At 46.2% G+C, this 14,398-nt stretch carries 12 protein-coding genes; 5 read left to right on the top strand and 7 right to left on the bottom strand.

Going from position 1 to position 14,398, the window contains the following annotated elements:
* Both AC1DE7_RS22640 and AC1DE7_RS22635 read right to left on the bottom strand, forming a co-directional pair.
* Window positions 1-3,096 (bottom strand): ATP-binding protein, encoded by a 3,096-nt coding sequence (locus AC1DE7_RS22640; protein WP_477535228.1) that lies wholly within the window; start codon window positions 3,094-3,096, stop codon window positions 1-3.
* A 239-nt stretch (window positions 3,097-3,335) separates the two neighbouring features.
* A complete protein-coding gene (locus tag AC1DE7_RS22635) occupies window positions 3,336-3,764 on the bottom strand; it encodes an SRPBCC family protein (RefSeq protein ID WP_477535227.1) in 429 nt (142 codons plus the stop codon).
* A gap of 227 nt (window positions 3,765-3,991) precedes the next feature.
* Here AC1DE7_RS22635 and AC1DE7_RS22630 point away from each other — a divergent pair, with 227 nt between their 5' ends.
* Window positions 3,992-4,759 (top strand): class I SAM-dependent methyltransferase, encoded by a 768-nt coding sequence (locus tag AC1DE7_RS22630; protein ID WP_036612131.1) that lies wholly within the window; start codon window positions 3,992-3,994, stop codon window positions 4,757-4,759.
* A gap of 274 nt (window positions 4,760-5,033) precedes the next feature.
* Here the strand turns inward: AC1DE7_RS22630 and AC1DE7_RS22625 are convergent, their stop codons facing one another.
* Together AC1DE7_RS22625 and AC1DE7_RS22620 are read right to left on the bottom strand one after the other, a co-directional pair.
* Entirely contained in the window at window positions 5,034-6,068 is a 1,035-nt protein-coding gene (locus AC1DE7_RS22625; protein WP_017691643.1) for an NADH:flavin oxidoreductase/NADH oxidase, read from the bottom strand.
* Window positions 6,069-6,128: 60 nt separating this feature from the next.
* A complete protein-coding gene (locus AC1DE7_RS22620) occupies window positions 6,129-6,320 on the bottom strand; it encodes a tautomerase family protein (RefSeq protein ID WP_017691642.1) in 192 nt (63 codons plus the stop codon).
* A 489-nt stretch (window positions 6,321-6,809) separates the two neighbouring features.
* On the opposite strand from AC1DE7_RS22620, the gene pepT reads away from it, so the two are divergent.
* Window positions 6,810-8,048, top strand: a complete 1,239-nt coding sequence (pepT, locus tag AC1DE7_RS22615) for a peptidase T (RefSeq protein WP_477535226.1) — start codon at window positions 6,810-6,812, stop codon at window positions 8,046-8,048.
* A gap of 136 nt (window positions 8,049-8,184) precedes the next feature.
* On the opposite strand, the gene AC1DE7_RS22610 is transcribed toward pepT, so the two are convergent.
* On the bottom strand, window positions 8,185-8,877 hold the full coding sequence (locus AC1DE7_RS22610; RefSeq protein ID WP_477535225.1) for a Crp/Fnr family transcriptional regulator: 693 nt from the start codon (window positions 8,875-8,877) through the stop codon (window positions 8,185-8,187).
* A 283-nt stretch (window positions 8,878-9,160) separates the two neighbouring features.
* Here AC1DE7_RS22610 and AC1DE7_RS22605 point away from each other — a divergent pair, with 283 nt between their 5' ends.
* Entirely contained in the window at window positions 9,161-10,000 is an 840-nt protein-coding gene (locus AC1DE7_RS22605; protein WP_477535224.1) for a methyl-accepting chemotaxis protein, read from the top strand.
* A gap of 146 nt (window positions 10,001-10,146) precedes the next feature.
* Here AC1DE7_RS22605 and AC1DE7_RS22600 read toward each other — a convergent pair whose 3' ends face one another.
* Window positions 10,147-11,583, bottom strand: coding sequence for an alanine/glycine:cation symporter family protein (locus AC1DE7_RS22600; RefSeq protein ID WP_477535223.1), 1,437 nt, complete (start codon window positions 11,581-11,583; stop codon window positions 10,147-10,149).
* A 329-nt stretch (window positions 11,584-11,912) separates the two neighbouring features.
* Between AC1DE7_RS22600 and AC1DE7_RS22595 the strand changes: the two genes are divergently transcribed.
* On the top strand, window positions 11,913-12,842 hold the full coding sequence (locus tag AC1DE7_RS22595) for a response regulator (protein ID WP_100528198.1): 930 nt from the start codon (window positions 11,913-11,915) through the stop codon (window positions 12,840-12,842).
* A 173-nt stretch (window positions 12,843-13,015) separates the two neighbouring features.
* On the opposite strand, the gene AC1DE7_RS22590 is transcribed toward AC1DE7_RS22595, so the two are convergent.
* On the bottom strand, window positions 13,016-13,192 hold the full coding sequence (locus tag AC1DE7_RS22590; protein ID WP_017691636.1) for an aspartyl-phosphate phosphatase Spo0E family protein: 177 nt from the start codon (window positions 13,190-13,192) through the stop codon (window positions 13,016-13,018).
* Between the two features lie 435 nt (window positions 13,193-13,627).
* On the opposite strand from AC1DE7_RS22590, the gene AC1DE7_RS22585 reads away from it, so the two are divergent.
* Entirely contained in the window at window positions 13,628-14,251 is a 624-nt protein-coding gene (locus AC1DE7_RS22585) for an acetate uptake transporter (RefSeq protein ID WP_036671640.1), read from the top strand.
* Window positions 14,252-14,398 lie beyond the last annotated feature (147 nt).

Here is a 14,398-nt window from a genome sequence, read left to right as displayed (position 1 = left end):
CTAATTGGAATAATCCACCTTTTGCACAGGAATACGGAATCGGATCTGCGTGCCTTTACCCACATGGCTATGAATCTCCAGTCCCTGACCATAGAGAGACATCAGGCGACGATTTATATTTTGCAGCCCGACACCTCCCGGACCTTCGGTACGCCCAGACTTGACCTGAGCCATACGCTCAGGAGGGATACCTACACCATCATCCTGGACCTGTACGACTACATGCTCGCTCTCTTGGAAAATCCTAAGATGAACTGTCCCGCCGGCTGCCCGCTCCATCACGCCGTGGCGAATGGCGTTCTCCACAAGAGGCTGAATACTGAGAGGTGGCAGATACAGATGTACGTCCGATTCCACCTCATACTCAACCACCAGTCTTTCCTCAAATCTCGCCTGTTCCAGATGCACATAAGACTCCACCAATTCCAGCTCTTTGGTCAAAGGAACAAGCTGCTCCCTGTTCTGGAAGTCAAAACTTCCGCGCAGGTAATGACTCAATTCAATCAGCAGATCGGTTGCTTTGTCCGGATTCACTGCACAGGTTGCGATAATAACATTGAGTGCATTATATAGAAAGTGTGGCTTGATCTGGGCCTGCAAAAAGGCCATTTCGGTCCGAATAGCCTCCTGCACAGAACTCCGCATCTCAATTAACGTCCGAACCCGGGCACGCAATTCACCGGCATCCACCGGTTTGCTCAGGAAGTCATTGGCTCCCGCCTGGAATCCGTGTTTGATATCCTCAGGTAACCCACGGGCGGTCAGCATCAGAATCGGTAACTCAGACAAGGAACTGTGCTCGCGCAGTTTGCGACATAACTCAAGTCCGGACATCTTAGGCATCATCCAGTCCGTAATAACAAGATCAATGGACGGGAACTCCTCACGGAGTTTCAATGCAGTGGACCCGCTGTCCGCTGCAATCACACGATACCGCTCCGTCGACAATAGGTTAAGCAATACCTGTCGATTGACGGGATCATCGTCTACAATCAGAATCGTATGCTCCGCTTCCGTAAGATCATCCTGCTCATCTGACTCTCTTGTCACAAGCTCCTTCGCCCCTGCCCCCTGTGCAGCAACATATCGGGCGGCAGCTGGTTTCGAATGAGTTTGCAAAAGTGGCATTTTCATAACAGGCAGGGTGAAATGAAAGGTCGAACCTTGCCCCGGCTCCGATTCAACCCAGATCTCACCACCGCCAAGCTCAACGAGTTTTCGCGTAATACTCAGACCCAGTCCGGTTCCATTATTCAATCGCTCAATCGTGCCGTTACTCTGCTCATACGCCTGGAAGATATCCTCCTGTTTGTCCAAGGCAATGCCTACCCCTGTATCAGCGACCGATACCTTCACCCAGTCCCCTTCAACGCTGGCGTACAATCGAATCTCACCCTGCTCAGTGTACTTATAGGCGTTACCCAGCAAGTTATACAGAACTTGCCTTAGGCGATCTTCGTCTGCCTCAACAAGTGGCAAGGACTGGGGCCATTGTTGAATCAATATAACCGGCTTGTCCTCAAACGTGAAACCCGAGACTTCAACCACAGTACGAGCAACGGATTCCAGATCGACAGCTACCCGTTTTAACTCGATCTCACTATTTTTTAATTTGGCAAAATCCAAAATATCGTTAACCAGCAGTGAAAGGCGCTTCCCGGTTGAAGTAATCATGGAGAGATTTTTCGCTTGCTTGGGCGTGACTGCTCCAGCCGCCCCTTCCAGCATGGATTGTGCAATATTAATGATGCCATGCAGGGGAGTTCGTAGCTCATGAGACGTATTCGCCATGAACTCGTCCTTCAGGCTGTCGATGGCCAGCAAACGCTCCGACAGAGCTTCCACGTCTCGGAATGATTGTGCAAAGCGGATTGCGGTCACAATCATCTGGGCAAATACAAATAATAAAAGTTCAATCAGCGCAAAGAACGCTGTGTCTAGGGTAGTGAACGCACCAAGCGTATATAACACAACAACCATGAGTATGCTCATCATACTCACCAGTGCAAAGTGGCTGTCATTCGGCCGTCCTTTCAACCAATAGAAAATGGCTCGCAGCGTATAGAACATGACAACAAGTGAGATCAGCAACATGGGAAGCTCAAGAGACGAGAAAAGCGTTGGAGGAAGCGTAAGACCCACAATAGTCTGGGTAACGATTAGCACTACAGCCAGACGAACAAACCACTGATGAACTGCTCCTGGTACACGGGCATCCATATACCGAAGCAAAAAATAATAGGCAAAGGCTGAACTAAGGAGCTGAATCCGAAGTATCTCATTATTGGTCAGGAACGGTACAAACGTACCCAGTAACTTCTCCCCATGTGTCAGAGCGTACACCGCACCAGAAAGGCTGAATAATCCGAGAAAACGAAGCTCCTTCTCCGTACGTCGTAATCTGAACAGAAGTAGAAAAAAGGCGGCTGGCAAGATAAAACCAAATAAGGCCATCAGATCCTTGAGCCAACCTTGTTGCTGGCTTTTCAGAATACTATGCTCGTCTCCAAACAAAATGGGCGCTACAATGCCCCCAGACGAGTAACTATAATTTGATACTTGTATGATAATGTCAGCCGTATTGCCCTCAATGGACGTGAATCCTGTAAAGGGTAGATTTAATTGTATATCTGCTGCCTTGGTCTTTCCTGGCAGGCCTTTGCCGCCAATCTCTTTCCCATCGATAAATACCCGGTGGGCCATGCGTATATTCTGTGTGCGTATACCATAATCATTTTTCATCGTCCGGGGTGTAAGCTGGACTTGCAAATGATAGGTTCCATACCCATGCGCTTGCCCCAGAGATTTGTTCCATCGGGCCGGAACCTGAGTGCCAGAGGAAGCCGGCAATGGCTTGCGACCAGATACACTTGCTTCAATATCTGCCGGGCTCAGCAACTGCCCAGGGTAGAAATCCCAGATACCCTTTAGAGACGCTGCACCCTTGCGATCAAAGTCCCATTGGGTCAGGTCAATTTTCCCATCTGAAGCTTGAGGGTTAATCCGCTCGCTAATTAACGTCTGGGCGATCCAACCCAGTGGAACAATGACAATACATATGAAGCTTATGGTCAGCATAATCCAGTGTTTTCTCATCTATGTATTCCTTCCATCCACAATGGCGAGAGACGTCTAATTTTGTCGATTTATTACTATAATTCATGTTACACGTTTCTGGTGCTCACGGAAATAGTTTCCGTATCATAATCGGTCAAATTCGTTATAATTTGAAGGATTTCTATCTTTTCCGCCAGCTCTTGGTACACCAAGGAACCCCAGGCCGAATTTCACCGGAAAGAACGGGCGAAATGACCTGGGGTTGATTGAATGAAGATTTATTTAACAACTTGGGCAAGCTTCTGAACGATTCCGGCCCATCCCTGTTCCATACGTTCGCGTACGATAGCGTGGGCCTGTCCAAACTCGGTCAGTTTATCCGCATCCCAACCGCTGTGAATCAGTATAAAATCCGTACCTTCGGGCTGTTCATTCAGTTGGAACGTCAACGTCCAGTCCTTCCCCCAGCGGAATGACAGCTTGTGCAGCGGAAGAACTTCCGTCACCTGACAGGGTGATTGGCCGAAGGGGCCTGCTTCCATTATAAACTCGTGACCTTCCACGGGTTCCAGATTGCCTGGCATGAACCAGGTTTTCAGTCCCTGCTCGGTCGAGACCATTTCCCACACCTTCTCTACAGGTGCATGGAGCACCAGTTCCTGCCGGATATCTGGCATTGCACTTGATGAACTTGATGATGAATCCATTCGAATCACCTCCTTATACATTTCATTTCGTATAACTACCCGAATAGAAGTTGACCTCCGCTTTATCCCCACCCTATAATTGGAACATATTACATAAAAGGTGCGTGATTCCTATGATAGTCTGCTCTGAAAAATCCAATTCCAACCGTTGCCGGAAGGGATAATCCTGCTCATTCCCCTTCCACGTTTTTATTTTAATACATTTACATGTGGGGGATACCTATACTATGTCATTCAGTTATTACGGTCCATTATGCACCGCCGTTTATGATCTCACGAAACCTGTGGGACACTCCTTGGGAGGAGACATTGAATTCTATCGCCATTATCTTCAGCGCTGCAATGGACGTATCCTTGAAGCCATGTCAGGATCAGGCCGAGTGCTCATTCCTTTGCTTGAAGCAGGCTTGAAGGTGGATGGAATTGATTATTCAATGGATATGATTGACTCTTGCCGTTCTCGTTGTATGGAGCGGGCATTACCCATGCCTGAGCTGTTCGTTGCCGATCTGGAGAAGCTTGACCTTCCATATCGATACGAGGCAATTATCATTCCCGGAGGTTCTCTGCTCCTCATTCAAGACAGACAGGCGTCGATTAACGCATTACGTAATCTATTTCAGCATTTAGAACCCGGCGGCAGGCTCGTGTTTGATCTGTTTCTGCCCGATGTGACACAACCCTCTTCTGTAGAAACATCAACCGTTTCATTACCCGATGGTGATACGATCACGGTAGAAGTGAAAACCATTGAAGTGAACCTTCTACACCAATATAAAGTAAGTCTGATTCGCTACGAACAATGGCATCAGGGTGCTCTTGTTGCTACGGAGCTGCAACAACTCACTCTACGTTGGTACGGCATAGAAGAGTTACGCCTAATTCTCGAACACATTGGTTTCTCTGACATTAAAGTGTACGCCGACTTTAACCCGGATCAACCACCCACGCAGTCCAATCAAAAATTCGTATATGAAGCAACTCGAAGAGCGTAACCATCCGTAATTGGATGGATATGCTGATGCTTCTCACTATAAAAAAATTAGGCCACAGCAAAGGTTATCCCCTGCTGTGGCCTATTTTACTATATAAAATTTGCAATAACATTTACATGAGAACGCAGAGGGCAGAAATAGCCTGAAGAAGCGGAGCGTTCGCCTTTATCCTCAGATTTTCACCTTTGAAATAGTGAATCAAAAAAATCTGGGGATAACAGCGATTGGAAGGTTATTCTGTCATCGGAGTGGTAGGTGTAAATGTTATTGCAAGTTAGTATCCACGAGAATATTGCTCTGCAATGGCAGCTTGATCCTTGCTGACACCCAGTTCCAGAGCCGCATGGTTCGCCCAGTACGGGTCACGCAGCATGCCTCTACCAACCGCGACCAGATCCGCATCGCCGTTGCCAATCACCGCCTGAGCCAATGCTGCATCCTCCAGCATACCCACTGCGATTACAGGAACGTTCAGTTCTTCACGGAAACGACGGGCAAACGGTACCTGATACCCCGGATAGTTCCCCGGTTTCCGCTGTCCGGAAGGACCTTCGCCACCTGAACTGATATGGAACATGTCCACGCCTGCATCTTGGTAGGCACGAGCGATATTGATGGTGTGGTCGATATCGTATCCACCATCCGCGTATTCTACAGCCGAAATCCGCAAAATCAGCGGCATATCTGCTGGCATTTCTTTTTTCACTGCACGAATGACCTCAACGCCAAAACGGGACAGATCCTGCCCATATACATCCTCACGATGGTTCATCAGCGGGGAATGGAACTGGTGGATCAGGTATCCATGTGCACCGTGCAGCTCAATGGTATCTACTCCAGCCTGCACTGCGCGGCGAACACCGTCTGCGAACTTTTGCACCATAGCTTCTACTTCTTCCGTACTTAACGCGCGTGGTTCCTTGTACTTTTCTCCCGGGAATGTAACTACCGATGGGGCAACCGGCTGCGGTGCATCCTCTGCTTTTCGTCCCGCATGTGCGATCTGAATAGCTACTTTGGAGCCGTAGGCATGAATTCCATCTACAAGTTTGGTGAAGGCCGGCACATGCTCATCTGACCATATCCCCAAGTCATTGTCGGTAATACGTCCATCCGGATCTACATCGGTCATCTCGATTACAATCAGTCCTGTTCCTCCAACCGCACGGCTCACATAGTGAACCTGATGCCAATCGTTCGGAATGCCATCCTTCGCAGTGACAGAATATTGGCACATTGGTGCCATGACGACACGGTTATTTAATTGCAGGCTCTTGAATTGATAGGGCGAAAATAATTGTTCAGTCATTAATGTTACATCTCCTGTTCCATGATCATGATATATATGAAGATATATATGAACCCTTACTTATTTGTCTAAGTCCGAAAACAGTTTTCCGTTCTTGCCGTAATTGTCCTTCTCCAAATCCTCAATGAAGATAAAGACTTTGCTCGGATCAACATCCAGTGTCTCACAGGCCACCTGAGTCATACGTTCAATCAACTGACGTTTCTGCTCGACCGACTTGCCTTCCAGTACCTTAACCGTGATAAATGGCATGTCTTGAACACATCCTTTCTTCATCATTTATTATGAACCTCAGTTATAGAAATACAAGTACGTACATTTTTGTGACCTAGTACCCTTTTTGATACCTAGTCATCCTCCTATTTCGGTTTTGCCCCATTCTGGAAATGACTGCAAAACATGATATGATAACCGTAGAGAACCACAATAATTACTATACCCAATTTACATAAGTTGTGACTAACGGTTACACGATAACGGAGAGGGCAGAAATAACCTGTAGAAGCGAAGCTAAAAGCTTTCTCCAAGAAAGCTACTTCGAAAGCATACACTTCGCCTAAAAGTTTTCTGAAAGAAAGCTGTATCGAAAGCATACGCTATCCTCAGATTTTCACCTTTGTAAAAGTGGATCAAAAAAATCTGGGGATAACAGCGATCAGAAGGTTATTCTGGCCTCGTAGTGGATCAGTGTAAAACAAGTAGCTCAACTTATATACTACTCAAGCTAGGGAGCGATAATAGATGAAAGATATATTAATTCAAAGACTGAGTACTTATGTTCAGATGGATACCCAATCCGATGAAAATAGCGAGACATGCCCTTCCACACCCGGCCAACTAGCCTTGGGCAAACTGCTCGTCGAGGAATGTACCTCCATTGGTCTGCAAGATGTGACGATGGATGAGAACGGTTATGTCATGGCTACACTGCCATCCAATACCGACAAGGATGTTCCTGTAATTGGTTTCCTGGCTCACCTCGATACAGCGACCGACTTTACTGGCAAAAATGTCAAACCACAGGTTATCGATAACTATGATGGTGCTGACATTGTGCTGAACTCGGAGCTGGATGTCGTACTGTCCAACAAGGATTTCCCGGAACTGCACGAGTATAAAGGCCACACCCTGATCACAACCGATGGTACAACATTGCTTGGTGCAGACAATAAAGCAGGCATAGCCGAGATTATGACCGCGATGGCCTATCTGATTGAGCACCCGGAAGTGAAACACGGTAAGATTCGGGTTGCTTTTACCCCGGATGAAGAGATTGGCCGTGGACCACACAAGTTTGACGTAGCTGCTTTTGGAGCCAAATATGCTTACACAGTCGACGGTGGACCACTTGGTGAGCTGGAATACGAGAGCTTTAACGCAGCTGCCGCCAAAATTACCGTACGAGGCACCAATGTGCATCCCGGAACAGCGAAGGATAAGATGGTGAACTCTCTGAAAATTGCGATGGAATTGAATCGACGCCTGCCTGTGGAGGAAGCTCCTGAATTCACAGACGGTTATGATGGTTTCTATCATCTGTTGTCTCTGGAGGGTGACGTTGAGCTGACGAAAATGAGTTACATCATCCGTGATTTCGACCGGGAGAAGTTTGAAGAGCGCAAAACAAATCTATTGAATATCGCGAACGAACTGAAGACCAAGTACGGAGAGAAAAGCATCACGGTTGAATTGAATGACCAGTACTATAACATGCGTGAGAAAATTGAACCCGTACGCCAGATCGTCGACATTGCCCATGAAGCCATGACCCGACTGGACATCGAACCTGTTATTCGCCCCATCCGGGGAGGAACAGATGGTTCCCAGCTATCCTATATGGGCATGCCAACACCAAATATCTTCACTGGTGGTGAGAACTACCACGGCAAATTCGAATATGTATCGGTAGACAATATGGTGAAGGCCACCCATGTTATTGTAGAGATCGCTCAATTGTTCGAAGAACGCGGAGATATCTAATTCACTTGAAGTGCAGAGCAAAAAGAGCACCCCTTGGTTTATTCGTGAGGGTGCTCTTTGTTGTGCCGTATTGTATTTTATTGTGTCGCGTCATGTCGCTTAGATATACAGGCTTGGTCTTACTTTTAAAATACTATCACTCATATATATTGCCTCCTGCGATGACACGCAACTGTTCCAGATCACAGATCACTAGCTTTCGCTGCACTTTGCGAATAATATCTCGATTACACAGATCTTGAACAACTCTATTAAGATGTCTATAGCTGGTGCCCAGCATATCGGCCAGTTCGGTGAGCTTGGAGGTCTGGATCTCTTCCGAAGAAGGCTCGTCCTGGCCCATTGTGGACAACAGATAGCTGGCAAATCGGCTCTCGACTGGATATAACATATTCAGACTCGACAGGTTGGAAAAGGTATACAATTTGTGCGTAACTTGACTCAGCATAAAGTGGAGAAACTTAGGGTTCTCTGCATACGTATTCTGGAGAGCGCGATAGCTGATACCCAGCAGCAGGCTTTTGCTCACAGACTCTACCGTATTCATAGCCTCCTTGCCATTTACCAGTTCCAAATCTCCCACAAGCGCAAGGGGTGTACTGAAACGAAGTAACAGAGACTTGCCGTTAGGCAGGGTGGTATAGATCTTGAGCTTGCCCTGCACGAGAAAATATAACCGCTCGGGTCGTTCACCTTTGGCACATATCATCTCGCCCTTCGCAGCCTCAAGTAGTCGCAACTCAGCGAGCGCAGGCTCGTCCAGCACCTGATCCAACCCATGCTCACGGGCAAGTTGCCGCACAAGCCCAAAGTCCATAATTTCTTTCATTCCGACTTCCCCTCCGTTGTCGTATATAACGTATGTAAAAGGACATATGTCCCATAATTGATATACATTCGTACAAATATCTTGATATAAAAATAGTTACAACTAACACTTATATCCAATAAATCATTTTAGATGGGAAATATTTTAAAATTTAATCATAAAATGTTCATTCTTTCATGCAAAATGCCGTTCACGAAAAGTCATTTCCGTCCGATGAAAGATAGAGCATTCCATAGATCGTTAAAAATAATACATTCAAATATTGAAAGGATGGTCCTCTTCCATGAACGTTGTAGATGCCCTGCTTAAAGTAATGCCTTATATCAGCCTGATCCTCAGAGAACCAGCTAGTTTAACTCTTTACGATCACGAAAAAGTATTAGATGTCATTATGACAGATAAATTTGATCTTGGTTTTGAAAAAGGAATGTCACTCTTGGAATCGTATCAAAACTTTGCCATCTTAAAAAACGGAAGAGAAGCAACCCTTGCTACTCTCTCCAAGGAAGTTTATGGTATTGAACTGGATGTTTTGAACATTCCGATCTTTGATGATCACCAGAGAGTTGTTGCTGTTTTCTGTGTATCTTACGACCAATCTAACCAGAACCAACTTGAAGACATTATACAAGAAAATCAAACCATCAATGGTAACCTCGTTGATATGGTGCAACATGTCGCCGCTCATGCCGAAGAACTGCAAGCAACCAGTGAGCAGATCTTGCAGAACACCAGACTTGCTGTTCAGAACTCTTCCCAAATCAACAAAGTAGCCGGGTTCATTCGTGAAATCTCTGAGCAAACCAACTTGCTTGGCCTGAATGCCGCTATTGAAGCCGCTCGCGTTGGTGAAGCTGGTGCCGGCTTCGGTGTGGTTGCTTCCGAAGTACGCAAACTCTCTGTGGATGCCAAACAAGCTACAAGTGACATCGATACTAGTCTGAGAGATGTACAACAGGTCATCAAACAGATGGAAGTTGAAGTCTCCCAGATTGCAGCCTCTTCACAGGAACAAGCAACGCTTGTATCCTCCTTTACGGATGTGATTGAGCAGCTTAATGAAACAGGGGAGCGAATGAAAGCTCTGTCCGAACAACTGATCAGCTATTCCGTTAAAAATTAATCAAAATATATCTTTGATGAACTTTGGCTAGTGCAAAGATACATTTTATATGCAACAAACAGGACTCGGGTTGCCCATGATGGATAATCCAAGTCCTGTTGTTTGTTGTGCCCATTTTATATAACCAACTACGTTCAGATAAAATCTTAATTGGCTACATGTATTGATTTATCTCCGATAACTTCTTCTTCCGACTGCCAGCATTCCACTTTACCCGGAATATGAATCCGGTCCCGGGTAAAGACGGGATCACGACCTTCAGCCTTCTGTTTTTTGTAGTCCTTCAACGCTTCGAAAGTCACCTTGGACAGCATCAGAATTGCAATCAGGTTGACCACCACCATGAGCCCCATGAACAGGTCAGCCAAATCCCATACCAGCTGTACTTTGGCTACCGCACCAAACACCACCATTGCGATAACGCAAATGCGGTATACCCACAGCCAAACTTTGTTGGATTTGATAAACTCAATGTTGGTTTCTCCATAGTAATAATTTCCGATTAGTGTACTGAAGGCAAACAGGAACACCATAACCGCCAGGAATCCCGATGCCCATGAACCAATATGTACACTTAATGCAGCCTGAGTTAATTCAATGCCTCCGAGATTGGAACCTTTGTATACCCCGGATAGCAAAATAATCATGGCTGTGCTTGTACATATCACTAACGTATCTGTCAGCACGCCAAACGCCTGAATAAGTCCCTGTTTCACCGGATGTGTTGTATCCGCCGTTGCAGCAGCATTCGGGGCGCTACCCATGCCCGCCTCATTGGAGAACAATCCGCGTTTCACACCGTTCATCAGTGCAGCGCCCAACGTTCCGCCAGCCACCTGTTCGATGCCGAAGGCATTTTTGACGATCAACGCAATCATGGCCGGAAGCTGGGTAATATTCGCCAGCGCCACAAAAGCCGCTACCCCAATGTACAATACAGCCAGTACAACAACGATGTATTCCGATGCTTTTGCAATTCGTTTGACACCGCCCATGATAATTCCTGCAAATATCACAGCCATAATGATACCCACCGTTAACCGATCCGTGCCAAATGAGTTCTGAAATGCAACGGTAATCGTGTTAGACTGCACCGCATTAAAGACCAAACCAAATGAAAGCGTAATGAGAATGGCAAATAAAATCCCCATCCAGCGTTTGCCCAACCCACGTTCCATATAATACGCCGGACCGCCGCGGAATCCGCCCTTATCCTTCACTTTATAGATCTGAGCCAGCGTACTCTCCACAAAACTGGAGGCTGACCCGATAATTGCAATGATCCACATCCAGAATATAGCCCCAGGTCCCCCCAGTGCGATCGCCAGTGCAATACCGGTAATATTCCCTGTACCTACACGGGCCGCCATACTAATACAGAACGCCTGAAAAGGTGAAATTTTGCCTGGTTCCTTGCTTTTTGGCTCTCGAAGCACCTTTACCATATCTCCAATCATACGGAATTGCATGAATCGGGTCTTGGTGGTGAAGTATATACCACATACTACCAATAATATAATTAACACTTTGGACCATAGAAAATCATTGAAAATGACGACAATATCTTGTATTGTTTGCTCCATCGGTATGCCCCTTTTTATGGTGTATTTCAAGCACAGAGATGGTTACGGGAAAAGTTTGTACCATTCTGCACAACACTAGCCCCGGACTTCGGGATGTTACTTATACTACAAGAACATCTACGGAAATCGACAAATACCTACATGCAATTCCTACATTTATTTTAAAAACGGGCTTTGATCGCCCAATCATTGTCATTTAACCTGACATGTCAGGTTCTATGCAAGAAGGAAAGGAACGATTACACTGGAACGAGAGTTCATCGCGGCGTTAACCGCCTTTACCATAGATTTATCAATCACACCATTCGCAGAGAAAGGGAATGACTGACATGCGTTATTTTATCGTGGATGATGATCCTGGCGTTCGTTCCATGTTGATGGATATTATTGAGGATGAAGGCCTGGGCGATATTGCCGGGGAAGCTGAGGACGGAGCACATATTCACGCGGAACTGTTGGAACTGCATAAGGTGGACGTACTGCTGATTGATCTGCTGATGCCCCAACGAGACGGGATTCAGACTGTGCGAGCGCTTGAAGGAAGGTTTGAGGGCAAGATCGTCATGATCTCCCAGATCGAGTCGAAAAATATGATCGGAGAAGCCTATTCACTAGGGATTGAATATTATATTACGAAGCCGATTAACCGGTTGGAGATTCTATCTGTTCTGCGGCTGGTGAGCGAAAGGCTTCGGATGCAGCAGTCCATCGCAGATATCCAGCGGACATTGCAGGGATTGTCCGGTTTGAATTCTACCGAACGTGCTGCGGCTCCGGTTCCGGACAAAACAATCACGACTGCAGGACATTTCCTGCTGTCCGAGATGGGCATGATCGGCGAAGCGGGCAGCAGGGATCTGCTGGACATGCTGGAATATCTGGAGCAGGTAGAGACAGATGAACATAAGCTGTCCCCCTATACGTTCCCATCCCTCAAAGACATCTTCCAGAATGTAGCGATTCGTAAACTGGGAGAAGATGCCTCTCTCGCAGAGGTGAACAAGGAGATCAAGGCATCGGAACAACGTGTTCGCAGGGCCATCTTCCAGACTCTGAGCCATGTGGTTTCTCTGGGATTAACCGATTATACACATCCTAAGTTCGAGAACTATGCATCCAAATTTTTCGATTTTACCGAAATTCGTAAGAAAATGCTGGAGCTACAAAACAATGTGGAGCCTTCCTTGTCCCAGACACGCATTAATACGAAAAAATTCGTACAGGTTCTATACTTGGAAGCCAAACGATTACTGCATTAAACAGATGCATAATGGATACGATGCAAAAACAAACGGGCATGAATATTACACCGGTAGGATACAGCCTTTTCAACTGAGGCTGTCCACACCGGCTATATTCATGCCCGTCTGTACGATCAAGCGTTACAATCTATGTGATTTGTTCCGTGTATAAAATTAAAATCGCTTTGGGTTCAAGCCCGTGAATGGTTTCGGCTAATTCGGTTATACTCATTAATCAATTCGTCCAATGCCATAGACTGCCGAATCACATCGGGATGCCCAAGACCACCCTTGTTATGCTCTACCAGCATATGAAGGTTATGTCTGGCCTTCTCTATTTTATTTTTCAAATCCAAACTCATAACCATGACCCCTGATACCTCCTTATTCTGTGAACCATTTTAGTTTTTCCTGTCAATCTATAGTTGGATTAACATATGGCATAGGAGACAAGGATGTTTTGTATTCTTCTCCAAATTTTGATAAAGATTATTTTATCACACTAGAGCTTATCCGAAAATGGCTGATATGACGCAATTTTAGTGGTAACACCGAGGGTTGGATTCTAACGTCTGGCCTCATCATTCACGGCCAGAACGGATTGTGTCGTAAATGTGTATATTGAAAAAACAAAAAGTCTATTGGTTCAAAAGGTAATAAAATCCCTTTCCATAATGGGGTCATTCAGGTACAATAGGGCGATGTGTGTGTCCGGACCCGGCGGATACAAATGATGTAATGTAGAGGACGGCCAACGACGGCCATTGATCCTGATTTGATATTATTGGAGGCTTATCATCACCATGCAGACCGATTCACAGACTAAAGTCAAAATTGTTAACGCCGATCCCAGCGCAATGGGATTATTTGGGTTGGCTATCGTAACCCTGGTCGCTTCTTCCCAAAAGCTTGGCATTACAGAAGGACTTAGCTACGCTATTCCTTGGGCGATCTTCCTGGGTGCCTTTGCCCAGTTATTCGCATGTATTCAAGATTCCAAACGCAACAATACCTTTGGCACAACAGCTTTTGGCGCGTACGCATTCTTCTGGTTTGCCATGGCTGCCAACTGGATGATCAAAATGGGCGTATTTGGCTCCACTCTCGCTGAACAGGCCGATGGTAAGCAGCTCGGATTTGCTTTTGCCGGATACCTCGTATTCACCCTGTTCATGACGATTGGTGCTATTGAAGCGAATAAAGTATTGCTTATCATCTTCATTCTGATTGACTTCCTGTTCCTTGGCTTGACCTTTGACGCTTTCGGCGTAGCTCCTCACATTTTCCACACCATTGCAGCATACGCTGAACTGGCGATCGGAATTGTGTCCCTGTATGGTACAGGTGCTTCGGTACTGAACGCTCACTTCGGTTATGCGTTCTTGCCGATCGGCAAACCGTCCGGCATTTTCAAACCCAAGGCTTAATATACAGCAGTAAACCGCCAGCGCGCCGGTCCGCGCCTGGCGGTTTTTTTTGCAGTCCAACTTCATTTGAATATGTATCTGACTGACACCTATACTAGGGATAACAGATTATAAACAGACCCTGCAACACCTGAAATGAAATGTCAC

The organism is Paenibacillus sp. 10L310 (assembly GCF_056395745.1).
The sequence above is the reverse complement of the archived record's forward strand: the minus strand, read 5'-3'. Positions and strand labels throughout refer to the sequence as shown.